The organism is Pseudomonas sp. Ma2-10, from assembly GCF_054330215.1.
Map to the genome: position 1 here is coordinate 23,506 of NZ_JBTEYL010000016.1, position 26,951 is coordinate 50,456.

Annotated in this window: 21 protein-coding genes and 1 pseudogene; 14 read left to right on the forward strand and 8 right to left on the reverse strand. The window is 60.4% G+C overall.

Annotation, left to right across the window (positions count from 1 at the left end; genetic code table 11):
- Positions 1-3 precede the first annotated feature (3 nt).
- The 5 genes and pseudogenes from cobN (at position 4) to ACXPVS_RS18545 (ending at position 7,494) form a co-directional block, all read left to right on the forward strand.
- Positions 4-3,777, forward strand: a complete 3,774-nt coding sequence (cobN, locus tag ACXPVS_RS18525) for a cobaltochelatase subunit CobN (RefSeq protein WP_458511223.1) — start codon at positions 4-6, stop codon at positions 3,775-3,777.
- Positions 3,778-3,837: 60 nt separating this feature from the next.
- A complete protein-coding gene (locus ACXPVS_RS18530; RefSeq protein WP_458511224.1) occupies positions 3,838-4,836 on the forward strand; it encodes an ATP-binding protein in 999 nt (332 codons plus the stop codon).
- Positions 4,837-4,955: 119 nt separating this feature from the next.
- On the forward strand, positions 4,956-5,492 hold the full coding sequence (locus ACXPVS_RS18535) for a vWA domain-containing protein (protein WP_458511225.1): 537 nt from the start codon (positions 4,956-4,958) through the stop codon (positions 5,490-5,492).
- Between the two features lie 54 nt (positions 5,493-5,546).
- Positions 5,547-5,660: pseudogene (locus ACXPVS_RS18540) on the forward strand (LysR family transcriptional regulator); the annotation flags it as partial.
- Between the two features lie 274 nt (positions 5,661-5,934).
- Positions 5,935-7,494 carry a TerC family protein gene (locus tag ACXPVS_RS18545; protein ID WP_458511226.1) on the forward strand — a complete coding sequence of 520 codons (1,560 nt, stop codon included), beginning with the start codon at positions 5,935-5,937 and terminating at the stop codon, positions 7,492-7,494.
- A 68-nt stretch (positions 7,495-7,562) separates the two neighbouring features.
- Here the strand turns inward: ACXPVS_RS18545 and ACXPVS_RS18550 are convergent, their stop codons facing one another.
- The gene (locus ACXPVS_RS18550; RefSeq protein WP_458511227.1) at positions 7,563-7,994 is read right to left on the reverse strand and encodes a thioredoxin family protein; all 432 of its coding nucleotides are present in this window, start codon (positions 7,992-7,994) and stop codon (positions 7,563-7,565) included.
- Positions 7,995-8,707: 713 nt separating this feature from the next.
- Between ACXPVS_RS18550 and ACXPVS_RS18555 the strand changes: the two genes are divergently transcribed.
- From ACXPVS_RS18555 to ACXPVS_RS18590, 8 genes are all read left to right on the forward strand, one after another.
- Entirely contained in the window at positions 8,708-9,556 is an 849-nt protein-coding gene (locus ACXPVS_RS18555; protein ID WP_458511228.1) for a transporter substrate-binding domain-containing protein, read from the forward strand.
- 51 nt (positions 9,557-9,607) lie between these two features.
- The gene (locus ACXPVS_RS18560) at positions 9,608-10,270 is read left to right on the forward strand and encodes an amino acid ABC transporter permease (RefSeq protein WP_109636084.1); all 663 of its coding nucleotides are present in this window, start codon (positions 9,608-9,610) and stop codon (positions 10,268-10,270) included.
- 9 nt (positions 10,271-10,279) lie between these two features.
- Complete coding sequence (locus ACXPVS_RS18565) at positions 10,280-10,942, forward strand: amino acid ABC transporter permease (protein WP_458511229.1); 663 nt, start codon at positions 10,280-10,282, stop codon at positions 10,940-10,942.
- Entirely contained in the window at positions 10,939-11,730 is a 792-nt protein-coding gene (locus tag ACXPVS_RS18570) for an amino acid ABC transporter ATP-binding protein (RefSeq protein ID WP_458511230.1), read from the forward strand. The genes ACXPVS_RS18565 and ACXPVS_RS18570 overlap by 4 nt, the downstream gene beginning before the upstream one ends.
- Positions 11,731-11,774: 44 nt before the next feature.
- Positions 11,775-12,164 carry a RidA family protein gene (locus ACXPVS_RS18575; RefSeq protein ID WP_038982964.1) on the forward strand — a complete coding sequence of 130 codons (390 nt, stop codon included), beginning with the start codon at positions 11,775-11,777 and terminating at the stop codon, positions 12,162-12,164.
- 121 nt (positions 12,165-12,285) lie between these two features.
- Positions 12,286-13,050, forward strand: coding sequence for an IclR family transcriptional regulator (locus ACXPVS_RS18580; protein ID WP_458511231.1), 765 nt, complete (start codon positions 12,286-12,288; stop codon positions 13,048-13,050).
- 39 nt (positions 13,051-13,089) lie between these two features.
- Entirely contained in the window at positions 13,090-14,307 is a 1,218-nt protein-coding gene (locus tag ACXPVS_RS18585) for an amino acid deaminase (protein WP_458511232.1), read from the forward strand.
- A 57-nt stretch (positions 14,308-14,364) separates the two neighbouring features.
- Entirely contained in the window at positions 14,365-15,300 is a 936-nt protein-coding gene (locus ACXPVS_RS18590) for a sugar kinase (protein ID WP_458511293.1), read from the forward strand.
- Between the two features lie 11 nt (positions 15,301-15,311).
- Here ACXPVS_RS18590 and ACXPVS_RS18595 read toward each other — a convergent pair whose 3' ends face one another.
- A complete protein-coding gene (locus tag ACXPVS_RS18595) occupies positions 15,312-15,587 on the reverse strand; it encodes a peptidylprolyl isomerase (RefSeq protein WP_007898282.1) in 276 nt (91 codons plus the stop codon).
- A 66-nt stretch (positions 15,588-15,653) separates the two neighbouring features.
- Complete coding sequence (locus ACXPVS_RS18600; protein WP_458511233.1) at positions 15,654-18,191, reverse strand: PAS domain S-box protein; 2,538 nt, start codon at positions 18,189-18,191, stop codon at positions 15,654-15,656.
- Between the two features lie 120 nt (positions 18,192-18,311).
- Here ACXPVS_RS18600 and ACXPVS_RS18605 point away from each other — a divergent pair, with 120 nt between their 5' ends.
- The gene (locus ACXPVS_RS18605; RefSeq protein WP_458511234.1) at positions 18,312-19,421 is read left to right on the forward strand and encodes a PilT/PilU family type 4a pilus ATPase; all 1,110 of its coding nucleotides are present in this window, start codon (positions 18,312-18,314) and stop codon (positions 19,419-19,421) included.
- A gap of 7 nt (positions 19,422-19,428) precedes the next feature.
- On the opposite strand, the gene ACXPVS_RS18610 is transcribed toward ACXPVS_RS18605, so the two are convergent.
- From ACXPVS_RS18610 to ACXPVS_RS18630, 5 genes are all read right to left on the reverse strand, one after another.
- The gene (locus ACXPVS_RS18610; RefSeq protein ID WP_458511235.1) at positions 19,429-21,384 is read right to left on the reverse strand and encodes an acetoacetate--CoA ligase; all 1,956 of its coding nucleotides are present in this window, start codon (positions 21,382-21,384) and stop codon (positions 19,429-19,431) included.
- Between the two features lie 86 nt (positions 21,385-21,470).
- Complete coding sequence (locus tag ACXPVS_RS18615) at positions 21,471-22,256, reverse strand: 3-hydroxybutyrate dehydrogenase (RefSeq protein WP_458511236.1); 786 nt, start codon at positions 22,254-22,256, stop codon at positions 21,471-21,473.
- Between the two features lie 7 nt (positions 22,257-22,263).
- Entirely contained in the window at positions 22,264-23,655 is a 1,392-nt protein-coding gene (locus tag ACXPVS_RS18620) for a GntP family permease (RefSeq protein ID WP_458511237.1), read from the reverse strand.
- A gap of 286 nt (positions 23,656-23,941) precedes the next feature.
- Positions 23,942-25,357, reverse strand: a complete 1,416-nt coding sequence (locus tag ACXPVS_RS18625) for a sigma-54 interaction domain-containing protein (protein WP_458511238.1) — start codon at positions 25,355-25,357, stop codon at positions 23,942-23,944.
- Complete coding sequence (locus ACXPVS_RS18630) at positions 25,354-26,937, reverse strand: ABC transporter ATP-binding protein (RefSeq protein WP_458511239.1); 1,584 nt, start codon at positions 26,935-26,937, stop codon at positions 25,354-25,356. The genes ACXPVS_RS18625 and ACXPVS_RS18630 overlap by 4 nt, the downstream gene beginning before the upstream one ends.
- Between the last annotated feature and the right edge of the window lie 14 nt (positions 26,938-26,951).

Here is a 26,951-nt window from a genome sequence, read left to right on the forward strand (position 1 = left end):
GCCATGCACCTGCTCAGGACCCAGCCCGGCGGTTTCGTGTCGGATGACAACATTGCCGACCTTGGACAAACCCCTGCCGAGCTGGTGATCCTGTGCAGCGGCGACTCATCTCTCGCGCTGCTCGCTGAAGCGGCGCAGCAGTTGCCCGACGATTACCCGAGCGTGCGTCTGGCCAATCCGATGCAGGTGCAGAATCACGCCTCGGTTGACCTGTATGTCGACGAAGTGCTGCGCCACGCCAAGGTGATTTTGATCTCGCTGCACGGCGGTATCGCCTATTGGCGTTACGGCGTCGAGCGTCTGGTGGAATTATCCCAGCGTGGGGTACAACTGATTCTGGTGCCCGGCGATGACCGCCCGGACCCGGAACTCAGCGAGCTAAGCACGGTGGGTGCCGAAGACCGCGATCGGCTCTGGCAGTTTCTGCGTCAGGGCGGCATGAGCAATGCCCTCGATTTTTTCCACTGCCTTGCCAATCGTTGGCTGGATCGCGATTACGCCTGGGACGAGCCGCAAACCTTGCCGCGCACGGCGATTTACCACCCACACAAAAGCCCCGCTGAACTGAAGGATTGGCAAGCCGACTGGCAGGCCGATCAACCGGTCGCGGCAGTGCTGTTCTACCGCTCGCATTTGCAGGCGGCCAACACAGGCTTCATCGATGTTTTCTGCCAGCGTTTACAGGCCGCGGGGTTGAACCCGTTGCCGATTGCGGTGGCCAGTCTGAAAGAGCCCGGCTGCCTGACGGTGGTCGAGGACCTGTTGGACGAAGTCGAAGCCGGCGTGATTCTCAACACCACCGGTTTCGCACAATCGAGCCCAGAAGCGCCGCATTTGCGACCGTTTCGCCGCAACATTCCGGTGATCCAGGCGATCTGCGCCCAGGACAACGAGCAGGGATGGCGCGCCAGCGAACAAGGCCTCGGTCCACGTGATCTGGCGATGCACATCGCGCTGCCGGAACTGGACGGGCGGATCATCAGCCGACCGATCAGCTTCAAGGACCTGGCCTGGCGCAGCGAGCGCAGTCAATCCGATGTGGTCTGCTATCGACCACAACCGGAACGCATGGATTTTGTCGCCGAACTGGCGCGGCGCTGGATTGATCTGGCGCGAGTGCCCAACGCTGAAAAACGCATCGCCCTGATCCTTGCCAACTACCCGACCCGTGACGGGCGTATTGGCAATGGCGTCGGCCTCGACACACCCGCCGCCGCGCTGAACATCCTGCGTGCGCTGCATAAAGAAGGTTATCCGCTACCCGCCGAATTGCCCGACACCGGCACCGCGTTGATCCAGCAATTACTCGGCGGCGTCAGCAACGACCTCGACACCCTCGACCAGCGTCCGTGTCATCAAAGCCTGTCGATGGACGACTACAACCTGATGTTCAACGCCTTGCCCAAGGCCAACCGCCAGGCCGTGCTGGCGCGTTGGGGCTCGCCGCAAAGTGATCCGATGTGCCGTGGCGCGCGAATGATGATCGCCGGACTGCGCTTTGGCCTGACCTTCGTCGGCATTCAACCGGCGCGGGGTTATCAGGTGGACCCGAGCGCGGTGTATCACGACCCGGACCTGGTGCCACCTCACGGTTATCTGGCGTTCTACTTCTGGTTGCGTAACACCTACGGCGCCCATGGCGTGATCCACGTTGGCAAACACGGCAACCTCGAATGGTTGCCGGGCAAAGGCGTCGGTCTGTCCGAGAATTGCTGGCCGGATGTGCTGCTCGGGCCGTTGCCGAACATCTATCCGTTTATCGTCAACGATCCGGGAGAGGGCGCCCAGGCCAAGCGCCGTACGCAGGCGGTGATCATCGATCACCTGATGCCGCCGCTGACCCGCGCCGAAACTTACGGCCCGTTACGCAACCTTGAATTACTCGCCGACGAGTATTACGAAGCGCAATTGCTCGATCCGCGCCGTGCCCGGGAATTGCAGCGCGACATCCTGCAACTGGTGCGCGAGACGCACATCGACCGCGAACTGCAGCTGGACGAAAAACTTGACAGTGATGCCGATGCAGCGATCTGGTTGCCGCGTCTGGACACCTATTTATGCGACCTGAAAGAGTCGCAGATCCGCGATGGGCTGCATGTGTTTGGCGAGTCGCCGACCGGGCGCTTGCGTATCGACACCTTGCTGGCGTTGTTGCGCATTCCGCGTGGCGATGGACGGGGTGCCCAATCGAGCCTGCTGCGGGCCTTGGCCAAGGCGTTCACGTTGGGCTTCGATCCGCTGGAGTGTGCGCTCGCCGAACCTTGGACCGGGCCACGCCCGATTGAACTGCAAACCCTCACCGATGAAGTCTGGCGCACAGCAGGTGATACCCGCGAACGTCTGGAACTGTTCGCCACGCAACTGATCGAGCAAGCTTTGGTCACTGAGGTTGAGCCGCTGAACGAGCCAGGCTGGTCAGAGGTGAAATCCATCGTCGACAGCCTGCGCGAAGTCGTTGCACCACGGCTTGACGCCTGCGGCCCGGCGGAAATGCGCGGTCTGCTCGACGCCCTCGGTGGTCGCTTCGTACCGGCCGGCCCCAGCGGTGCGCCGAGTCGCGGGCGACTCGACGTGCTGCCGACCGGGCGCAACTTCTACTCGGTGGACGTGCGTAACCTGCCGACCACCACCGCGTGGCGTATCGGTTTCCAGTCGGCGACCCTGATTCTTGAACGGCACCTGCAAGACCACGGTGATCACCTGCGCCAGCTCGGTCTGTCGGTGTGGGGCACCGCGACCATGCGCACCGGTGGCGACGACATCGCCCAGGCCATGGCGTTGATGGGCGTGCGCCCGGTCTGGGCGACGGGCAGTCAGCGGGTCGACGACTTCGAGATTCTGCCGCTGAGTCTGCTGGACCGTCCTCGCGTCGACGTGACCTTGCGCGTCTCCGGATTCTTCCGTGATGCCTTTGCCAACCTGATCCGTCTATTCGACGCCGCCGTGCAAGCGGTCGCCGCCCTCGACGAGCCGGACGACCTCAACCCCTTGGCCGCCAAAGTGCGTACCGAGCGCGAAGCGTTGATGCACTCGGGGCTGGATGAAGAGGCGGCCAAGCGGCAGGCCGGTTGGCGCATCTTTGGCGCCAAACCCGGTGCTTATGGCGCTGGCGTGCAGGGCGCCATCGACGGGCGTCTGTGGCAAAGCCGCGACGACCTGGCCGAGGTTTACCTGAACTGGGGCGGCTACGCTTACGGCGGCGCTGACGAAGGCACCGCAGCGCGAGAGCAGTTCGCTCAGCGCCTGAGCCAGGTTCAGGCTGTGCTGCAAAACCAGGACAACCGCGAACACGACTTGCTCGATTCCAACGACTATTACCAGTTCCAGGGCGGCATGCTCGCGGCCGTGGAAAGCCTCAGTGGCGAAGCGGCGGCCAGCTACCATGGCGATCATAGTCAGCCGGACATGCCGAAAATCCGTACGTTGAAGGAAGAGCTGAACCGGGTGATCCGCTCCCGGGCCGCCAATCCGAAGTGGATCGACGGTGTGAAGCGCCACGGCTATAAAGGCGCATTTGAACTGGCGGCGACAGTCGATAACCTGTTTGCCTTCGACGCTACAACGCAGTTGATCGACGACCACCAGTACGCGTTACTGACGGATGCATATTTGCTGGACCCTGCGACCCGGGATTTTGTTCGTGAGCATAATCCACATGCGTTGCGTGACATGACCGAGCGGATGCTGGAAGCGCAGCGGCGGGGGATGTGGAAGGAGCCGGGCGAGTATCGGGAGGCGCTGGAGGATCTGTTGCTGGACATCGAAGAAGATAGTTAATGCGCCACGCTCCCACAGGTACAAGGTGTGCCTGCTACTGACCATGACCGAGTATTGAAGATGACCGACACCCCCCATTTCCCCCTCTCCGCCGTGGTCGGTGCCGACGATCTGAAACTCGCCCTGTACCTGACCGCCATCGACCCGAAAATTGGCGGCGTTCTTATCGAAGGCCCCCGCGGCATGGCCAAGTCAACGCTGGCCCGAGGTCTGGCCGACTTGCTGGCCAGCGGCCAGTTCGTCACCTTGCCGCTGGGCGCCACCGAAGAGCGGCTGGTCGGTACCCTTGACCTGGACGCCGCCCTGAGCGAGGGGCGCGCACAGTTTTCCCCCGGAGTACTGGCCAAGGCTGACGGCGGCGTGCTTTACGTCGATGAAGTCAACCTGCTGCCCGATCACCTGGTGGACCTGCTGCTGGATGTGGCCGCCAGCGGCACCAACCTGATTGAGCGCGACGGCATTTCCCATCGGCATTCGGCGAAGTTCGTACTGATCGGCACCATGAACCCGGAAGAGGGTGAGCTGCGTCCGCAACTGCTCGACCGTTTTGGCCTGAACGTCGCCCTCAGTGGCCACACAGCACCGACCGAGCGCGGCCAGATCATTCGGCGACGGCTGGACTTTGACAGCGATCCCCAGCGCTTCTGCGCTGAATGGGAAAGCCAGCAGCAGTCTCTGCGCGAACGTTGCCAGAAAGCGCGCAGCGCACTGGCAAGCATCCCGCTCGACGACCATGCGCTGGCGCAAATTACCGAGCGTTGCTTTGCCGCCGGGGTCGATGGCCTGCGAGCCGACCTGGTCTGGTTGCGCGCGGCGCGTGCCCACGCGGCGTGGCGTGGAGCGAGCGCCATCGCCGAGGACGATATCGACGCCGTCGCCGAATTTGCCTTGCGCCATCGCCGTCGTGAGCCATCGCCACCGGCGCCGCAACAAAGTCAGGCACCCTCTACGCAAAATGCCAATCCGAGCGAAGGCCAGGGCCAATGGGGGGAAATGCCCGCTCAGGCGCTCCCGGTCGGCGCACGACGTGAAGTGCCGAGCTGGCCAAAAAAGCCCTAGGCATTCGCCCTCGATCTGACGCGGGGGCGAATGCCAGACCCCGCGCCGGACAGCTGGATAATGGCAAACAGGGTAAACGTCACGCGGCGCGCAGCGGCTCGATCAATTGGCCCGGCACCTTGTTGAACGGCCGCCCGCGTCAGCGCGGCGATGTCTTGTTTCACTTGCGCACCCGTTCGCCCCAGGAACTGTGGCTGGTGATCGTTGACGCCTCGGCCTCGACTCTCCGCCATCAGGCGTTGAGCGATGCCAAAGGCCTGCTCGCGCAACTGTTCGACGATGCCTATCGCCAGCGTGCGCGCCTGGCATTGCTGACTGCCAGTGGCCATGTGCCGAAGTGGCAGGTGCAAGGGTTGAAAGCCTCCGCGGGTTTGCGCAGCTGGCTTGACGGGCTGGGAGCGGGCGGTGGTACGCCGTTGCTGGCGGCGCTGGGTGAGGCAGGGCGCTGGCTGGCGGTCAGGCAGACGCGTTTTCCGGCGGAACATCAGCGCTTGTTACTGGTGACCGATGGCCGATTGAAGGACTGGCCGATGTTGCCCGCGCTTGATTGTCCGGGCCTGCTGATCGACATCGAGCGGGGGCCGATTCGGCTCGAGCGGGCTAAAGTATTGGCAACTCAATTGCAGGCGCAGTACCGGCATATTGATGACATATAGAGGTCGCGACAGGCTTTCACAGAAATGAATCATGCGCGTTCTTGCCGCCGACAGGAGCCAATCTGCGGCACCTTGCAAGTCGCCGCCCAGGCTGGGTTTGCGCCGAAACCGGGTACGCAGACTGGCGGGCTGGTGGCGGTTATTGCGTTGGTGCCAGAATCGGTGATCGAGCTGATTACAGATTTTGTAATGATTTCAAACTGTGGGAAATGTCGCTTTTTCCTGTACGCTCCAAAGCCCTTTTCCTTTCAGGACTTGCATGAACACCCTCTCGGAGCCTCCCGGTTATCCTTTCTCCTCTCGCTACTGCGCAGTCTTGATGCACGCAAAACACCCAGTCTTTCGACTTCTGAATACCTTTGACATTGCAGTTCCACGGCCTCCGCGCCGCGCCTTGCCGTGCCCGGCATTCTGAATTTACTGAAGAGATCGAGACATTTTTATGGAATGGATAGCTGACCCCACCGCGTGGCTGGGCCTGTTGACGTTGATTGTGCTGGAGCTGGTGCTGGGCATCGACAACCTGGTGTTTATCGCAATCCTCGCCGACAAACTGCCGCCCGAGCAGCGTGACCGTGCGCGGATCATCGGTTTGTCCCTGGCGTTGCTGATGCGTCTGGGCCTGCTGGCGAGTATTTCATGGCTGGTGACGCTGACTCAGCCGCTGTTCGAGGTGTTCGACAAGAGCTTCTCCGGCCGCGATCTGATCATGCTGTTCGGTGGTGTGTTCCTGTTGTTCAAAGCGACCATGGAATTGCATGAGCGGCTCGAGGGTCATATCGGCCAACGCTCGTCAAACGCGGGTTATGCGCTGTTCTGGCCGATCGTGGCGCAGATCGTGGTACTCGATGCGGTGTTCTCTCTGGACGCGGTGATTACCGCTGTGGGCATGGTCGATGAACTGGCGGTGATGATGATCGCCGTGATTATTTCCATCGGCCTGATGATCGTCGCCAGTAAGCCGCTGACCCGTTTCGTCAACGAACACCCGACGGTGATCATGCTGTGTCTGGGCTTCCTGATGATGATCGGCTTTGCGCTGACCGCTGAAGGTCTGGGTTTCCACATTCCGAAGGGTTACCTGTATGCGGCCATCGGCTTCTCGATTCTGATCGAGATTTTCAACCAGATCGCCCGGGCTCGCCGCAAAAAATCCATGCAGGGGCTGCGACCGATTCGTGAACGCACGGCCCACGCCGTCATGCGTTTGCTCGGTGGCCGCAAACTGGCGATGGAGGAGGTTGGCGAGGAAATTGCCGACTTGCTGGACAACGGTGAAGCACCAAGCGCAGAACTGTTCGACCGTCGCGAGCGAGTGATGATCAGTGGTGTGCTGCAACTCGCCGAGCGACCGATCCGCACCGTGATGACTGTGCGCGCCGATGTCGATCACATCGATCTGTCCGACGATGCCGAGGCCATTCGCACACGCCTGATGCATTCGTCCTATTCGCGCCTGCCACTGATTCGCGATGGCGCAGTGGATGAGCCGCTGGGCTTCGTGCACAAGAAGGAACTGCTCAAGGAATACCTGGCCGGCAACTCGCCCGATCTTGAGCATTTGGTGCGCAAGACCATCAACTTGCTGGACAGTTACTCGATCCTCAATGCCCTGGAACAGATGCGCAAAGCTTCGACGCACATTGCGTTTGTGGTCAATGAGTTCGGTGACTTCGTCGGTGTGTTGACCATGACTGACATTCTCGAATCGATCGCCGGCGAGTTACCTGACGCCAGCGAAATCGAGGGCCCGGATGTGGTCGAGGAGAAGGATGGATTCATGGTCAGCGGTGCGTTGAACCTGGCGCGCGTGCGGCAGCGGACCGGGTTCTCGGCAGAGCCCGGCGACGACTATCAGACCATGGCCGGACTGGTGATGAGCTTGCTGGATCGCCTGCCGATGATCGGTGATAGCCATGAGTGGGAGGGCTGGCGGATGACCGTGGTGGCGGTTGAAGAGCGGCGGGTGACGCGCGTGTTGCTGGCGCGTATCGACGGGTGATATTACGCCGGATTTGAGGGGCCTTCGCGGGCGTGCTCGCCAAAGCGCGCTATGCGGCGACAGACAGCTCAAGCCCTGCCCACCTGACGTGCCCGAGGCACGGTGCACAGGGTCCGCAGGGTTTGATGCAACCACGCCAGGTCATGGCTGGGTTGGCGAGCCGCGTATCTGGGTTTGACCTTGCCAATGTGCCTGGCGAAGTCTTCTTGCAGGGTCTGCTCAGTGCCAATTCCCTTGAGCTTCTTCAGCAACTTGCCCTCCTTGTAAAACAGCACGGTGGGTGTGCCGGTGACGTCCGGGTGGCGGGGGGATTCGCCGGTGTTCAGCATGTAGATCTGCGCGTGATGCCGATACGGCTCGGCGATCTGGCGAAACACCGGCCCGGCCGTTTCGCAGGCCGGACAGTGCTCACTGCCGAAGTACAAGATCACCGGACGCCAGGTGTTCAGGGCCTTGCGGTAGACCGGGGCCAGTGCGGTATGAGTGGTTGTCGAACTCATTGAACTCTCCGTCTTCAACAAAGGCACGAGTTGTCGTGGTGAAGGGGCTGGTCGCCAGATAGCTGGCTACCAGTGGGGCAGGCTTCAACGTTGCTCGAGCGGCACAGCATCGAAATACGATCCAACAGTGTCGAATGGACCATCGTTTGCTCCCGGCTTGATCACCACGTTGTGGGTGCCTGCGGGCACAGTGACGTCTGCGAACTGTGCGCTCGAGGTGCAGCCTCGCTGGCGTTCAGTACTGGGCTTGCTGTGTGAATTCATCATTGAGCAGAAGTTGGCGGTTGAGGGCTGTTAAGACCTGTCAAGAAACCGCAAGCCCCGCCAATCGCGTTTCAGGGAAGGATTGAGCGCTCATAACCTGCGGTCCACAACTGTCAAATCTGACAGGTCAACTCTCATAACCGATGAACGGTCATAACCTGATAGCCCGGTGCATGAATGCGCACGGGCAGGCATGCGCCGAGTTTTTGAGGTGCGCCACGCACCTTTTGTGGTCTTGTTACCTATCGGTGTAACCCTCGGTAGCAACCACTCCGCTGCCGAGGGTGGGGCGATGCTCGAGTAATATTTTTCTATCTTATTGAATTAATAGCCTTTTCGTCTCCGCCAAGACTTTCCTTCCATCCAGTGGCACACTTTCTGCTGTCTATTCCGTTGTTACATACTAATATCCGGTATAACGGAATAAACATTACCCTGGAGTGCTTGCCATGCATCGCCGACCTTCCTTGTTTAAAGCGTGTGTTTTTGTTCTCGCGGCTTCGGCCGCTGCCATGGGCGTGGCCCAGGCGGCGGACAGTAAGCTCGATAGCGTGTTGGCCCGCGGGAAACTGATTGTGGGCACGGGCAGTACCAATGCGCCGTGGCACTTTCAGGGCGCGGATGGCAAGTTGCAGGGTTTTGATATCGATATCGCGCGGATAGTGGCCAAGGGGTTATTCAACGACCCAAGCAAGGTCGAGTTCGTGGTGCAGTCGTCCGATGCGCGTATTCCGAACCTGCTGACCGACAAGGTCGACATGAGTTGCCAGTTCATCACGGTGTCTGCCAGCCGTGCCCAGCAAGTGGCGTTCACGCTGCCGTACTACCGCGAAGGTGTCAGCTTGCTGTTGCCGACCAACAGCAAGTACAAGGAAATCGAGGACCTGAAAGCCGCAGGCGACAGCGTGACCGTGGCGGTGCTGCAGAACGTGTACGCCGAAGAACTGGTGCATCAGGCCTTGCCCAAGGCCAAGGTCGATCAATACGACAGCGTGGACCTGATGTATCAAGCGGTGAACTCCGGCCGTGCCGACGCCGCTGCGACCGATCAGTCGTCGGTGAAATACTTGATGGTGCAGAACCAGGGGCGCTATCGCAGCCCGGCTTATGCCTGGAGCCCGCAAACCTACGCGTGCGCGGTCAAACGCGGCGATCAGGACTGGCTGAACTTCGTCAACACCGCATTGCATGAAGCCATGACCGGTGTTGAATTCCCGGCCTACGCGGCCTCCTTCAAGCAGTGGTTCGGTGTCGATCTCCCAACTCCAGCCATCGGTTTTCCCGTCGAATTCAAATGATCCCGTGAGAGCGGGGCGGTTCCGATCGCCCCGTTCAAGGTACTGCTGACCATGAACTATCAGTTGAACTTTGCCGCCGTGTGGCGCGATTTCGACACCTTGCTGGCGGGGCTCGGTCTGGGCCTCGAACTGGCGCTGGTGTCGATCGCCATCGGCTGCGTGATCGGCCTGATGATGGCCTTTGCTTTGCTGTCAAAGCACCGCGCGTTGCGGGTGCTGGCGTCGGTGTATGTGACGGTGATCCGTAACACGCCGATTCTGGTGTTGATTCTGTTGATCTACTTTGCCTTGCCCAGCCTGGGCATTCGTCTGGACAAGATCCCGTCGTTCATCATCACCCTGTCGTTGTATGCCGGGGCTTATCTGACCGAAGTGTTCCGCGGTGGCCTGTTGAGTATTCCCAAAGGCCAACGCGAAGCGGGGTTGGCGATCGGTTTGGGAGAGTGGCAGGTCAAGGCGTACGTCACCGTGCCGGTGATGCTGCGCAATGTGCTGCCGGCCTTGTCCAACAACTTCATTTCGCTGTTCAAGGACACCTCTCTGGCCGCGGCGATTGCGGTGCCAGAGCTGACCTATTACGCGCGCAAGATCAATGTCGAAAGCTACCGGGTGATTGAAACCTGGATGGTGACCACAGCGCTCTATGTTGCGGCCTGTTACCTCATTGCCATGATGCTGCGCTACCTCGAGCAGCGTCTGGCGATCCGCCGATAGGAGCCTCCCATGTACGAATCCCCGAGTTGGTTGCATGAGTTATGGGTGGCGCGGGAAGTGCTGTGGCAAGGCTTCCTGACCAGCGTTCAGTGCTCGGCACTGGCGATTTTACTCGGCACCTTGATCGGCATTGTGACCGGTTTGGTGCTGACCTACGGCAATGTCTGGATGCGCGCGCCGTTTCGTTTCTACGTCGACCTGATCCGTGGCACGCCGGTGTTTGTGTTGGTGCTGGCCTGTTTCTATATGGCGCCGGCATTGGGCTGGCAGATCAGCGCATTCCAGGCCGGAGCCTTGGGTCTGACGCTGTTCTGCGGCTCCCACGTCGCCGAGATCGTGCGCGGTGCGCTGCAAGCATTGCCACGCGGGCAGATGGAAGCGAGCAAGGCGATTGGCCTGACGTTTTATCAATCGCTGGGCTACGTGTTGTTGCCGCAGGCATTACGGCAAATCCTGCCGACCTGGGTCAACTCGTCAACCGAGATCGTCAAGGCTTCGACCTTGCTGTCGGTGATCGGCGTGGCCGAGTTGCTGCTCAGCACACAACAGATCATTGCCCGGACCTTCATGACCCTCGAGTTTTACCTGTTCGCCGGTTTCCTCTTTTTCGTCATCAACTACGCCATCGAATTACTCGGCCGGCACATTGAAAAGCGGGTGGCTTTGCCATGACTCACACTTCTACTGCACCAAACGGCCAGGCGCTGCTGGACATTCGCGGCCTGCACAAACAATACGGCAAGCTTGAGGTGCTCAAGGGCGTCGACCTGACCATGCAGCGCGGCAACGTGGTGACGCTGATTGGTTCAAGCGGCTCGGGCAAGACCACGTTGTTGCGCTGCGTGAACATGCTCGAAGAGTTCCAGGGTGGGCAGATCCTGCTCGACGGCGAATCCATCGGTTATGACGAGGTCAATGGCAAGCGCGTGCGCCACGCTGAAAAAGTCATTGCCCGGCATCGTGCGATGACCGGCATGGCGTTCCAGCAGTTCAACCTGTTCCCGCACCTCACGGCGCTGCAGAACGTCACCCTCGGTTTGCTCAAGGTCAAAAAGCTGCACAAGGATGAAGCCGTCGCGCTGGCCGAGAAATGGTTGGAGCGGGTTGGCCTGTTCGAGCGTCGCGATCACTATCCCGGCCAGTTGTCCGGCGGCCAGCAACAGCGCGTGGCGATTGCCCGGGCGATTGCGATGAACCCGAGCCTGATGCTGTTCGACGAAGTCACCTCGGCCCTCGACCCGGAGTTGGTCGGCGAAGTGCTGAACGTGATCAAGGGCCTGGCCGATGAAGGCATGACCATGTTGCTGGTGACCCACGAAATGCGGTTTGCCTTCGAAGTCTCGGACAAAATCGTTTTCATGAATCAGGGGCGGATCGAAGAGCAGGGGCCACCCAAGGAACTGTTCGAGCGCCCGCAATCTCCGCGTCTGGCGGAATTTCTCAAGAACACGCGTTTCTGATTTGTTTTAAAAACCTTTTCACATTTCAATCAGGAGAAACACTCATGAGCATTACTCGTTACGGCACCGGCAGCACCGCCGGTGGCGGCCAGCCCCGTCCTTTCGCCCGCGCCGTTGAAGCCGATGGCTGGCTGCATGTGTCCGGGCAAGTACCGGCGCTGGATGGCGAAATCATTGTGGGTGGCATCGTCGAACAGACTCACCAGACCATGAAGAACCTGATCGCGATTCTCGAAGAGGCCGGTTATGGCCTCGAAGATGTCGTGCGCACCGGTGTGTGGCTGGAAGACCCGCGGGATTTCTGGAGCTTCAACAAGGTGTTTTCCGAATACTTCAAAAGCGAACATGCACCGGCACGGGCCTGCGTGCAGGCGAACATGATGGTTGATTGCAAGGTCGAGATTGACTGCGTCGCGTACAAGAAAAAGGCCTGACGCTAATAGATCGTTGCCACGCGCTGCGTGGGAACGCCGCAACGGACGCCCCTGGGACGCAGAGCGTGGGAACGATCATTAGCGGTAAACTCCCGGCCACTTTGAATGGGAACCTGAAGACATGACCGAAGACACCATCAAGCGCCGGGCTCGCGGTCTGGACCGGGCGTTCGATATCCTCGATTTTCTCAAGGAGGTCGGCAAGCCCCTGCGCCCGAACGAAATTGCCAGCGGCATCGGCAGCCCGAAATCCACGGTCTACGAATTGGTTGCCTCCCTGCTGGAGCGACGGATTCTGGAGGCCGTGGGCCAGGACGGTCACGTCTACCTCGGCCGTCAGCTGTACTTCCTCGGGCAAGCGCATCTACGCCATTTTGACCTGACCCGCGAGGCCGATCATGCCTTGCAGGAAATCGTCAGCCAGACCCGCGAAACCGCGCAGATGTGCCTGCTCAATGGACGAAAATATACCGTGGCCTTGATGAAAGAGGGTGAGCGGCATTTTCGCATTTCCTCGGACATCGGCGAGAACGCGCCGATTCCCTGGACCGCGTCCGGGCGCCTCTTGCTGGCGCACTTGAGCGACCAGGAAATCGTCGACCTGATCGACCACGAAGATTTCATCCTGCCCAACGGCGAACGCCTGTCGCTTGCGCAGTTTCTCGGTGAAATCCGTCAGGCCGCTATCGATGGCTTTTTCTCCTTCGATAGCGTGGCCGACACCTTTACTCATTGTTTCGCCGCCCCAGTCAAAGACCCGAGCGGTGTGGCCATCGCGACCCTGTGTATCGTCGCCCCACGGACCGATGCCCAGAACAATTACAACGACTATCGCCGGGTGCTGATCGACAGCGCGAACAGCCTGGCCCGTCGCATCAACGAATAACAGCCGCTGCCTGCGGCCGCGAATGTGAGGAATTTGACCATGTGTTCTGCCAAAAATACTGCCACCGTGGAAAAGGGCTTTGCCCATGCAGGCGCCCATCTGGTGCGCGACGTCAGCCTGCCTGCGCTGGTACTGCACCGCGAAGCGCTGGAACACAACATTCGCTGGATGCAGACCTTTGTCAGCAACAGCGGTGCCGAACTCGCCCCCCACGGCAAAACCAGCATGACCCCGGCGTTGTTTCGTCGCCAACTGGACGCCGGTGCCTGGGGCATCACCCTGGCCAGCGCCACGCAAACCCGCGCGGCTTACGCCCATGGCGTACATCGGGTGCTGATGGCCAACCAATTGGTCGGTACGCCTAACATGGCGTTGATCGCCGATCTGCTGACGGATCCGACTTTCGACTTCCATTGCATGGTCGATCATGCGGACAACGTCACTGACCTCGGCGCGTATTTCGCCTCCCGCGGTGCGCGCTTGAACGTGATGATCGAGTACGGTGTGGTCGGCGGTCGTTGCGGCTGCCGCACCGAAGGCGAAGTGGTCGCGCTGGCCAACGCCATTGCAGCACAGCCGGCCCTGGCGCTGACCGGGATCGAAGGATACGAAGGGGTGATTCACGGCGATCACGCGGTGAGCGGGATCCGTGCGTTCGCTGATTCTTTGGTGCGCCTGGCGGTGCAGTTGCAGGACAGCGGCGCATTCGCCATCCCCAAGCCGATCATCACGGCATCGGGGTCAGCCTGGTATGACCTGATCGCTGAATCTTTCGAAGCGCAGAACGCCGGCGGGCGTTTTCTCAGTGTGCTGCGTCCCGGCAGCTACGTCGCTCACGACCATGGCATCTATAAAGAAGCGCAATGCTGCGTGCTCGACCGCCGCAGCGACCTGCACGAAGGCCTGCGCCCGGCGCTGGAAGTCTGGGCTCACGTGCAGTCGTTGCCGGAACCGGGCTTTGCGGTGATCGCCCTGGGTAAACGCGACGTGGCCTACGACGCCGGGTTGCCGGTGCCGCTGTTGCGTTACAAGGCGGGCGTGGTGCCGGCGACGGGCGACGACGTCAGCGCCTGCAAGGTGACGGCAGTGATGGACCAGCATGCGTTCATGACCGTGGCGCCCGAGGTTGAGTTGCGGGTGGGGGACATTATTTCCTTTGGTACTTCGCACCCCTGTCTCACGTTCGACAAGTGGCGTATCGGGTGTCTGGTGGATGAGCAACTGAATGTCATCGAAACCATGGAAACCTGTTTCTAACCCCTATCCGATCGTTCTCGCGCAGAGCGTGGGATCGATCGAGTGAGCCCCACAACAATGAACATCATCAGCACTCTTGGCCCCAACATCCCGCGCATCGCCCTGATCGGCGAATGCATGATTGAACTGCAGCAACGCGCTGACGGCAGCCTGCAACAGCGTTTCGGTGGCGATACCTTGAACGCGGCGGTCTACCTGTCCCGAGCGCTGGGTGAGGGCGGCACGGTGGATTACGTCACAGCCCTGGGCGACGACAGTTTCAGCGATGCCATGTGCCAGAGCTGGGCCGACGAAAACATCGGGCTGGGCATGGTCCAGCGCTTGCCTGGGCGGTTGCCCGGCTTGTATTGCATCCAGACGGACGCTGCTGGCGAGCGGCGTTTTCTTTACTGGCGCAACGAGGCGGCAGTCCGCGATTGTTTCACCACCCCGGCCGCCGCGCCGATCCTGGCGGCACTGCCGGATTACGATGTGCTGTATTTCAGTGGCATCACGCTGGCGGTACTGGGTGTGCAAGGTCGGGAGAAGTTACTGGAAACCCTGGTCGAAGCCCGGCAACGAGATGCGCGGATCGTGTTTGACAACAACTACCGGCCACGGTTGTGGGCGTCGATCGAGGACGCACGAGCGGCCTATCGCAGCGTTCTGCCCTATGTCGACCTGGCATTGCTGACTGTCGATGACGAACAGGCGCTGTTTCAGTTTTCCGATTGCGAGGCGGTGTTTGCCGCTTACGCGCAGATTGGCACGCCTGAAGTGGTACTCAAGCGTGGCGCCGAGGCGTGTCTGATTCGTTGTGAGGGAGAATCGTTTGAAGTGCCAGCGCAGGTGGTTGAGCAGGTGGTGGACACTACGGCGGCGGGGGATTCATTTAGCGCGGCGTATTTGGCCAGTCGCTTGAAAGGAGGCAGCCCGGTTGAGGCTGCTGAAGCGGGGCATCAGTTGGCGAGTCGGGTGATTCAGGTGCCGGGAGCACTGATCCCTCGAGTCTGAAATACGATCCATCAATCCCGGTAAAACACCTGCACCAGGTGATAGCCGAACTTGCTCTTGATCGGTCCGTGCACTACGCGCAACGGTTTTTTGAAGATCACGGCATCAATAACCCCGACCATCTGCCCGGGCCGCACTTCACCCAGGTCGCCGCCGCGTTTGCCGGACGGGCAGGTGGAGTACTTCTTGGCCAGCACATCGAAGGCTTCGCCCTTGGCGATGCGTTGTTTGAGCTGTTCGGCTTCTTCCGAGGTTTTCACCAAAATATGGCGGGCTTGAGCTTTCATGGGCAGTACCTTGTAACGGTGGTGGCTATGTTGGTGTCAGCGGGGGGCGCGCGATTATGCCTTAACTCAGTCCGGTTGACCGATCATTGCGCGAATCTTGTTGGCCAACAGGTCAATGGAAAAGGGCTTGGTCACCATGTCCATGCCTTCCTCCAGGAAACCCTGGCGCTCGGCGGCTTTTTCCGCATACCCGGTCATGAACAGCACTTTGAGCCCGGGGCGGTGCTGACGGGCGATCTCCGCCAGTTGCCGGCCATTCATCCCCGGCAGCCCGACGTCGGTGACCAGCAAATCGACCCGCAGGCTGGATTCCAGAAGGGGCAGGGCGGCCTTCGCGTCTTCGGCTTCATGGGCGTGATAACCCAACTCGTTGAGCAGGTCGAGCACCAGCATGCGCACCGCCGGGTCGTCCTCCACCAACACTACGGTTTCACCGGCAATCGCGGCCGGCGCTTCGCTGGTGACCGGCATCAGGATGTTTTCGGGTTCTGCGGCGTGCAGTCGCGGCAGGTACAGACGAACGCTGGTGCCCTGGCCCGATAAGCTGAACAGACTGACATGCCCACCCGACTGCTGGGCAAAACCATAGATCATCGACAGCCCAAGACCGGTGCCCTGGCCGATGGGTTTGGTGGTGAAGAACGGGTCGAAGGCCTTGGCCAGCACCGACGGTGTCATGCCGGTACCGTTGTCACTGACGGCAATCATCAGATAATCCCCGGCCTTGACCGGTTCCAGGGTATTGATGTCACTGCTGTCGAGGTAAACGTTGGCGGTTTCAATCCGCAACTCGCCGCCATAGGGCATGGCGTCCCGGGCGTTGATCACCAGATTGAGCAGGGCGTTTTCCAGCTGGCTGACGTCGGTGCTGACCGGCCAGGCGTCATCGGCCAATTGCAGTTTGAGCTCGATGTGGTCGCCCTTGGTCCGACTGAGCAAATCTTCCAGGGAATGGATCAGATCATTGGCGTTCAGTGGCTTGCGGTCCAGTGACTGGCGCCGGGAAAACGCCAGCAGGCGATGGGTCAGGGCGGCGGCGCGGTTGGCCGAGGACACTGCCGCCTCGGTGAAGCGGCCCACCTCGGCGGCGCGCCCGTCGGCGATGTAGCGCTGCATCAAGTCGAGGCTGCCGATGATCCCGGTGAGCATATTGTTGAAGTCATGGGCGATGCCGCCGGTGAGCTGGCCGAGCGCTTCCATTTTCTGCGCATGGCGCAATGCCTCTTCGGCGCGTTCGCGTTCGAACATCTCGTTGTGCAGACGCTGGTTGGCTTCGGCCAATTGTTGGGTGCGGGCGGCGACTCGCTCCTCAAGGGTCTCGTTGAGGTTGCGCAGGGCTTCTTCGGTCTGTTTGCGCTCGGTTTCGTCAATCACAAAGATGTAGAAACCATTGACCGCACCATCCGCGCCGTGGCGCGGCAAGTAATTCATCAGGGCATGGCGGAGGCTGCCGTCACGGTGCGGGGTGCTGGTGCTGAAACAACAAGGCTTGCCGGACAGTGCCTGGGTGATGTATTCGGCGCACAAGGCGTAGGGTTCTTCACCCAGTACTTCACGGATGGTTTTGCCAAAGAGCTCCTGAGGCGTCAGCCCGTACCAGTCGAGGTAGGCCGAATTGTTCAGGCGAAAGCGTTCCTCGCTGTCCACGTAGCTGATCAGGATCGGCATGGCGTTGATGATCAGTTGCAGCTCGGTCTGACTTTGCCGCAAGGCTTGTTCAGTGTGTTTGCGCTCAGTCAGGTCCAGGGCTGCGCCGAGGAAGCGGATCGGCCGGCCATGGTGGTCCTTGTAACAACGACCCCGGGCAAACACCCAGCGCAACTGACCGTCGGCTTGCAGCAGACGATATTCCTCGGCGTACTCGGTGCCGTGGGTGATGGAATGCTTGATGCTGCGGGCGACCATGGCACGGTCTTCCGGGTGCACCCCCTGGAGGTAGGCGCTGATAGGCAACTGGCTGGCGAGTAGCGGGTCGATGCCATGTAATTGGGCGAAGTGGGTGTCGGCAATGAAGCGGTCTTCGCCGATGTCCCAATCCCAGGTACCGACGGCGTCGGTGGCCGCGAGGGCCAGTTGCAGACGCTCCTCGGTTTCGTGCTGGGCCTTGAGGCTGGCGGCCGAACGCTGTTCGAGTTCCAGGGCGATGCGTCGGCGTTCGTTGGTTTCGATGGCCGTGACCAGAATTCCGGCGACCTGAGTGCTTTCATCACGGATGGGGCTGTAGGTCAGGTCCAGCCAGAAGTCGGAATCATGGCCATTACGCTGCAAGGTGAAGCGCTGTTCGCTGTAGGACCGCACCTGTCCTTGTAGGACCGCGCTGTAAATGGGGTCGGTAAAGTCTTTAAGCTCAGGCCAGATCAGGTGCGTTGGCTGTCCGAATGCGTGTGGATGCTTGCTGCCGGCCAGCAGGGCGAAGCCGTCGTTGTAGATCTGCGTAAGTTGCGGGCCCCACAGCAACAGCATGGGCATCGGCGAATGAATCACGATGTCCACGGCGGTTCGCAGGCTCTGCGGCCAGGTACTGGCAGCGCCCAGCGGGCTGCGTCTCCAGTCCAGTCGGGCAATCAAGGCCTGGGCATCGCTGCCGGTCGGTGATGCGTTCATCAAGATGTCCTGCGTTTAAGTCGGTAAGGCGGCGTCAACTATCCTTGTACCGCAGTAGACGCTGGATGACCCTTTTTGGGTCATTTTTATTCATTGAATGCTTCGCGGGTGCTTTTTGCCATGGAAATCGATGCACTGTTAAGGCTCCTGGCCAGCCAGAATGGCTCCGATCTTTATCTGTCTACCGGTGCACCACCCAGTGCACGGTTCGAGGGCGTGCTTAAACCCTTGGCCGATCAGCCGTTCAAGCAGGGAGAAGTCGCGGCGATTGCCGCGTCCATCATGGACGCCGAACAGCGTCTGGCGTTCGATCGGGCGCTGGAGGTGAACCTGGCGATCTCTTTGACCGGTATCGGGCGCTTTCGAGTGAATATCTTCAAACAACGCAACGATGTCTCGATTGTTGCACGCAATATCAAACTCGACATTCCGCGTTTCGAAGACCTCAAGCTGCCGCCGGTGCTGCTCGAAACGGTGATGCTCAAACAAGGACTGATGCTGTTCGTCGGCGCTACCGACTCGGGCAAGTCAACTTCACTGGCTGCGTTGATCGACTACCGCAATCGCCACAGCAGCGGCCACATCGTCACCATCGAGGACCCGGTCGAATACATCCATCGGCACAAAAAATCGATCATCAACCAGCGCGAGGTCGGCGTGGATACCCGCAGTTTTCGCGCGGCCTTGAAAAACACCCTGCGCCAGGCGCCGGACGTGGTGCTGATCGGCGAAATCCGTGACCGCGAGACGATGGAGCATGCGCTGGCGTTTGCCGATACCGGTCATCTGGTTATTTCTACGCTGCATGCCCACAACGCTAATCAGGCGCTGGACCGAATCATCAATTTTTTCCCCGAAGAGCGGCGCACGCAACTCCTGCATGACTTGGGTAACAACCTGAAAGCGTTCGTGTCCCAGCGCCTGGTGCGTACCCGTGACGGTCAGCGACGGGCGGCGGTGGAAGTGATGGTTGGCACGCCGACCATCGGCGATCTGATCCGGCGCAATGAGTTTTCAGAACTCAAGGGAATCATGGAGAAGTCTGGAGAGGTGGGCATGCAGACGTTTGACGGTGCGCTATTCGAGTTGGTCGCAGAAGGGGCTATCGATGAGGAGGAAGCGTTGAAACATGCGGATTCGGTGAACAATTTGCGCCTGCGGCTGAAGCTGCGCGCCGAAGCATCACCAGCCCCCCATGCGCCGCCGGGTGAATGGGGGTTGATGGACTGAGGCCTCCTCAGTTTTGCAATTCAGGTCGGTCGCGGAACTGCTCCAACGCCTCAGGATTGGCCAGGGCATCGGTATTCTTCACCCTCTGGCCATGCACCACATTTCGTACGGCCAACTCGACAACCTTGCCACTGATCGTCCGTGGAATGTCCGTCACCGCGACAATCTTCGCTGGCACATGCCGCGGCGTAGTGTTGGCGCGGATGACCTGGCGAATGTGCTGCTCCAGTGCTTGGTCCAATTCGACACCGTCGCGCAAACGTACGAACAGCACGACCCGAACGTCATCCTGCCATTGCTGACCGATGGCCACGCTGTCCAGCACTTGCGGGACTTTCTCCACCTGACGGTAGATTTCCGCGGTACCGATGCGCACGCCGCCGGGGTTGAGCACGGCGTCGGAGCGTCCGTGGATCATCATCGAGCCATGGGGTAATTGTTCCGCGTAATCGCCTTGGGCCCAGACACCGGGGAACTGACTGAAGTACGCGGCGCGAAGCTTGTCCTGCTGAGGATCATTCCAAAACCCGATGGGGATTGCCGGAAAGTGTCGGGTGCACACCAGTTCGCCTTTTTCGCCAATCACAGGTTGGCCGTTGTCATTCCAGACTTCCACCGCCATGCCCAGGCTTTTGCCTTGTATCTCGCCACGGCGCACCGCTTGCAGCGGATTGCTGTTCACAAAGCACGAAACGATGTCGGTGCCGCCGGACATCGAGGCCAGGCACAGGTCAGTCTTGAGGTCGCGGTAGACGTAGTCGTAACTCTGCGGTGACAACGCGGAACCGGTGCACAGCAGGGTTTTGAGGCGGCTCAGGTCATGGCTTTCGCGAGGTTTGATGCCGCTGCTTTCCAGGGTCGCGAGGTACTTGGGGCTGGTGCCGAAAACACTGATGCGTTCGTCATCGATCAGGTCAATCAGACGCTCGGGGGCGGGATGAAACGGCGAGCCGTCGTACAGCACCACCGCGCTGTCTACGGCCAGCGCCGAGACCAGCCAGTTCCACATCATCCAGCCGCACGTGGTGTAGTAGAACAAGCGGTCGCCGGGACCGAGATCGCAATGCAATCCGTGTTCCTTGACGTGTTGCAGCAACACGCCCCCGGTGCTGTGAATGATGCATTTCGGCACGCCAGTCGTGCCGCTGGAATAGAGGATGTACAGCGGATGAGCGAAGGGCACGGGGACGAAATCCGGCTCGCCGCCAGCGTCGTAGAACTCATCCCAGAGCGTCACGTTGGCCCGGGTGTGGAAGTGTTCGATGCGCGCTTGCGGTCGGGCGTAAGGCACCACAATCAATTGCTGCAAGGACGGCAAGCGTTCGAGGATTTCATTGACCTTGGCGGTCTGGTCGATGGCCTTGCCGGCATAGCGGTAACCAGCGCAAGTGATCAGCACCGTCGGCTCGATCTGGCCGAAGCGGTCGATTACCCCTTGGGTGCCGAAGTCCGGCGAAGAGCAGGACCAGATCGCCCCCAGGCTGGTGGTGGCGAGCATGGCCACCAGCGTTTGCCAGGTGTTCGGCATGCACGCGGCCACACGGTCGCCAACGACGACGCCGGCGGCGATCAAGCTATTTTGGAAGCCGGCGACATGCTCCGCCAGTTCGGCCCAGGTTAACTGTTCGCGCTGACCGTTTTCACCGATGGCCACCACCGCCACGGCGTCGTCGCGACGGCGCAGCAGGTGTTCGGCGAAGTTCAGGGTGGCGCCGGGAAACCATTGGGCGCTGGGCATTTGCGCGCCTTCCACCAGCACCGCATCCGGTTGATCGTGGAAACGGATGTCGAAGAAATCGACGATGGCCTGCCAGAACGCTTCACGCTGATCGATGGACCATTGGTGCAGGGCAGGGTAGTCGTCGACGTGGAGATCGTGTCGCTGATTGATGAAGCGCCGAAAGGCCTCCATGCGGGTCTTGCCGATGCGCTTGGCGCTGGGTTGCCAGAGGATGTCGGACATGGCTTGCCTCTTTTTGTTGTTCTCTCGTTCAGATCGTTCCCACGCGGACGGTTCGACGCCTCGACCTGGGAACGATCATCTGTGGGTTACTGCGCCAACCACCCACCATCAATATTCCACGCCGCGCCACGCACCTGGCTACCGGCCTCACTGCACAAAAACAGCACCAGTTCGCCCAATTGTGGCGGCGTCACAAACTCCAGTGAAGGCTGTTTCTCGGCCAGCAAATCATGTTGCGCCTGTTGCGGATCGATCCCTTTGGCGATGCGATCATCAATCTGCTTCTGCACCAATGGCGTCAACACCCAACCCGGGCAGATGGCGTTGCAGGTGACATTGGTGGTGGCCGTCTCCAACCCTACCACCTTGGTCAAACCGATCACCCCATGCTTGGCTGCCACGTAAGCTGCCTTGCCCACCGAACCGACCTGGCCGTGCACCGAAGCGATGTTGATGATCCGTCCCCAGCCCTTGGCGCGCATGCCGGGCAGGCTCAAGCGGGTGCTATGGAATACCGAAGACAGGTTGATCGCAATGATCGAATCCCAGCGCTCAACCGGAAAATCCTCAACCGACGCCACATGCTGGATGCCGGCGTTGTTGACCAGGATGTCCACGCCGCCGAACTCGCGCTCGGCGTAGGCGATCATGTCGGCGATCTGTTCAGGGTCGCTGACGTCGGCCGGGTGATGGCCGACTTTGCCACCGCTGTTGTTATTGAGCAGCTCCACCTCGGCAATCACCTTGGACGCATCACCGAAACCGTTGAGGATCAGGTTGGCGCCAGCCTTGGCCAGGCTCAGGGCAATCCCTAAGCCAATTCCGCTAGTGGAACCGGTGACCAGTGCGGTCTTGCCCGAAAGAGTCGTCATGTATACCTCACACAATGCCAGTGGCGTAGAAAGTACCGATCACCACAAAGACCGCCAGGGTCTTGATCAGCGTAATACAGAAAATGTCTTTGTAGGCTTCGCGGTGGGTCAGGCCGGTCACCGCCAGCAAGGTAATCACCGCGCCGTTGTGCGGCAGGGTGTCCATGCCACCACTGGCCATCGCGGCCACCCGGTGCAGCACTTCCAGCGGGATGTCGGCGGCGTGGGCCGCTGCGATGAAGTCATTGGCCATGGCCGCCAGCGCAATGCTCATGCCGCCCGACGCGGAGCCGGTAATGCCGGCCAGCAGGGTCACTGTGATCGCTTCGTTGACCAGCGGATTGGGAATGCTCTTGAGCCAGTCGGCCAGCACCAGGAAGCCCGGCAAGGAGGCGATCACCGCACCAAAACCGTATTCCGACGCGGTGTTCATCGCCGCCAGCAAGGAGCCGCTGACTGCACTTCTACTGCCCTCGGCGAGTTTGCCGCGAATTGCCTTGAAGCCGAATACCAGCACCATAATGATGCCGACCAACAACGCCGCTTGAACGGCCCAGATCGCCGTGAGTTTGGCGATTTCAGTGGTCACCGGCGCGGCCATGCCCGGCAGCGCAAGGCTATGGGTCTTGCCGTACCACTGTGGAATCCACTGGGTAAACAGCAGGTTCATGACGCCGACGGCCAACAGCGGCGACACGGCGATCCACGGGTTGGGCAGTTTGATGTCGGCCGCGGTTTCCGGTTCGTTGCGCAGTTCGGTGCCATAACCCTCACCGGCGCGCAGAGCCTTGTTGCGCTGGCGCTGCAGAAACAGCATGCCGGCGCAGACCACGAAGATCGAGCCGATCAGGCCTAGCCAGGGCGCGGCCCAGGCGGTGGTGTTGAAGAAGGTGCTGGGGATGATGTTCTGGATTTGCGGGGTGCCGGGCAGAGCGTCCATGGTGAACGAGAATGCGCCGAGGGCGATGGTCGCCGGGATCAGTCGTTTGGGAATATTGCTCTGGCGGAACATTTCAGCAGCAAACGGGTAGACCGCGAATACCACCACGAACAGCGACACGCCGCCGTAAGTCAGCAGGGCGCAGACCAGTACGATCACCAGCATCGCCTGACTCGTGCCGAGGAGGCGAATCGCCGCGGCGACAATGGAGCGCGAAAAGCCCGACAACTCGATCAGCTTGCCGAACACGGCACCGAGCAGGAACACCGGGAAATACAGTTTGATGAAGCCGACCATTTTCTCCATGAACACCCCGGTGAAGGCGGGCGCGACGGCGGAAGGGTCGGTGAGCAGAACGGCGCCGAGGGCGGCAATCGGGGCAAAGAGGATAACGCTGTAGCCACGGTAGGCCGCGAGCATTAGCAGCGTGAGCGCTGCCAAGGCAATGATCACACTCATGGTGTGTCTCCTGGATTGTTATTTTTTTAGGGTGGATCTTGGTGAGAGAGGGCTTTAGCGAGTTTCGTGCCAGGCATGCAAGCTATTGAAATATAAGGATATATGCAGATTGGTTGAGTTGGGTTTTAGTCGTTTGTCTCTATTATGAGATTTGTATGGGGTACGCCGACCTCATCACGAGTCAGTTCGCACTGACATTTGACTGCATTTTTCTGCGCGACGCGGTCAACGTACGGGAATGAACTTGCTTGCGATGCTCTGTCTACAAGTGGAGATGAATGTCTCTTTATGGAGACTCTGCAATCCCCAGGGCCACCATTTTCTTATACAACGTCGACCTCCCCAGCCCCAACCGCGCTGCTGCTTTAACAACCTTCCCGCCGCATTGCGCGAGGGTGACCTCAATCAACTGTCGATCAAACCGCTCCCGAGACGCACTGAAAGTCTCATGCGCAACCGGCTCAATCGTTACAGGCGTCGCACGCGCGACCGGTGTAAACGTACCAATTGCCGCGCGGATATCCGCGGTGTTCAGCACCAGGTCATCGCTGAGTAATGCCGCCCGCTCCAGCACGTTGCGCAGTTCACGAATGTTCCCCGGCCAGGCATGTTGAGCCAGCAGGTCCAGCGCTTCGTGGTTCAGTTCGTGTTGACTGCGCAGTTCCTCAAGGATCGCTTCACTGAGAGCAGGCAGGTCGTCGAGTCGATCACGCAGCGGCGGGACCTGGATCGGCAGCACGTTGAGGCGGTAATACAGATCGGCGCGAAATTCGCCGCGTTTGATCGCGGCTTCCAGATCCGTGGAGGTCGCGGCAATCACCCGCACGTCGCTCTGGATCATTTCGTTGGAGCCCACCGGCTCGAACTCCTTTTCCTGCAATACCCGCAGCAATTTGCTTTGCAGTGGCAACGGCATGTCGCCGATTTCATCGAGAAACAGGGTGCCACCCTGGGCGATCTGCAACTTGCCGACGCGACCCTTGCGATCAGCACCGGTAAAGGCGCCGGGCGCGGTGCCGAAGAATTCCGCTTCCAGCAACGATTCGGGAATCGCCGCGCTGTTGATGCTGACGAAGGCTTTGTGCGCGCGCGGCGAAGCGCCGTGGATCGCCTGAGCCAACAGTTCTTTGCCGGTGCCGGTTTCACCGAGCAGCAACACCGCAGACTCGGCGCTCGCGCTGCGCCGGGCGCGGCGTTTGACGTCGAGGCTGGCGGCACTGGTGCCGATAAAGTGCGCGAAGTTGTACTTGGTCTGGCGCGCTCGCAGCAGCGAGCGGGTGGACGCCAGTTCTTCCTGCATGCTCATGTAGCGTTTGAGCATCGGCGAGAGGCTGCGCAATTCGTCGAACAGCGCAAACCCGATGGCACCGATCACCACACCGGCGTCGTCATGAATCGGCAGGCGCATCACCACCAGTGGTTCTTTGGGGGTGTCCTGCATGTCGAGCAAGATCGGTCGACCGGTGCGCACCACGTCGCGCAACAGACTGCCGGGGATCACGCTTTCGCAGGCCTTGCCAATCGCCACTTCCGCCGATTCCAGGCCAAAGCGTCGGGCATAGCGCTCGTTCATCCAGACGATGTTCGCATCGCGGTCGACAATCACCGTGCCTTCACTGGATTGCTCGATGATCTCGAACAACGAGCGGATGGCCAGCAAACGAACGCGCTGGTAGTCCTTGAGGCTTTCGGTGGTGTTCATCGGACGGCCCCAGGATGCGCCGCCGCCAACAGCTCTTTGGTATACGGATGCTGCGGCGATTCAAACACGTCGTGGCTGGCACCGCTTTCCACCACTTTGCCGTCCTTGATCACGATCATGTCGTGAGCCAGTGCGCGCACCACTGCCAGGTCATGGCTGATGAACAGGTAGGTCAGGCCATATTTCTCCTGAAGTTGGCGGAGCAGGGCGACCACTTGTTTTTGCACCGTGCGATCCAGTGCTGAGGTCGGTTCGTCCAGCAGGATCAGCGCCGGTTTCAGCACCAGCGCCCGGGCGATGGCGATGCGTTGGCGTTGGCCGCCGGAAAACTCGTGCGGGTAGCGATGACGGCTTTGCGGGTCGAGGCCGACTTCTTCCAGCGCCCGAATTACCTCAGCTTTGCATTCGTCCGGCGTCAACTGGCTATGCACCTCAAGGCCTTCACTGATGATCTGCGCCACGGACATTCGCGGGCTGAGGCTGCCGAACGGGTCCTGGAACACCACCTGCATTTTCTTGCGCCACGGTCGCAGCTGTTTTTGCGTCAGGCCGTCCAGCGCTTCACCTTGAAAGCGAATGCGGCCTTCGGAGTCGAGCAAACGCAGGATCGCCTGACCCAGCGTCGACTTGCCGGAGCCGGATTCGCCGACAATGCCCAGCGTCTTGCCGCGTTGAATGTTCAGGCTGATGCCGTCCACGGCCTTCAGGTAGGTCTTGCGCTGAAACAGCCCGCCACCGAGAGCAAACTGAACGCGCAGATTGTCCACTTCCAGCACGTTCTCGCGCTCGTCCCGGGGCAGTGCTTCACCTTCAGGTTCGGCGTTCAGCAGCTCGCAGCTGTAAGGATGTTTGGGTTCGGTAAACAGTGTTTCGCAAGGTGCCTGCTCGACGATTTCGCCGGCCTTCATCACGCAGACTCGTTGGGCAATGCTGCGCACCAGATTGAGGTCGTGGCTAATCAGCAGCAACGACATACCGAGGCGCTGTTGCAGGGACTTGAGCAGCAGCAGGATCTTGCGCTGCACCGTCACGTCCAGCGCTGTGGTCGGCTCGTCAGCAATGAGCAACTCCGGTTCGCAGGCCAGGGCCATGGCGATCATCACTCGTTGCCGCTGGCCACCGGACAATTGATGGGGATAGGCCTTGAGCCGCTCTTTGGGCTTGTGAATGCCAACCAGATGCAGCAACTCGAGTATCCGCGCTTGCGCCGCTTTGCCGGCCAGGCCCTTGTGCAGCAGCAAGGTTTCGCCGATCTGTTTTTCAATGCTGTGCAGCGGGTTGAGCGAGGTCATGGGCTCCTGGAAGATCATCGCGATGCGGTTACCCCGTAGCTCTCGCAACACCTTGGCCGGAGCGCCGACCAGCTCCCGGCCCCGGTAGCGAATACTGCCCGTGGTTTCAGTGCCGGTCTCGGGCAGCAGTTGCAGGATCGAGTGAGCGGTCACCGACTTGCCGCTGCCCGACTCGCCCACCAGTGCCAGGCATTCGCCGGGGCGGATGTCCAGGCACAGATTGCGCACCACGGTCTGGCCGCTAAAGGCCACGCAGAGGTCACGGATTTCGATCAGGTTGTTACTCATATCAGCCGTCCGCT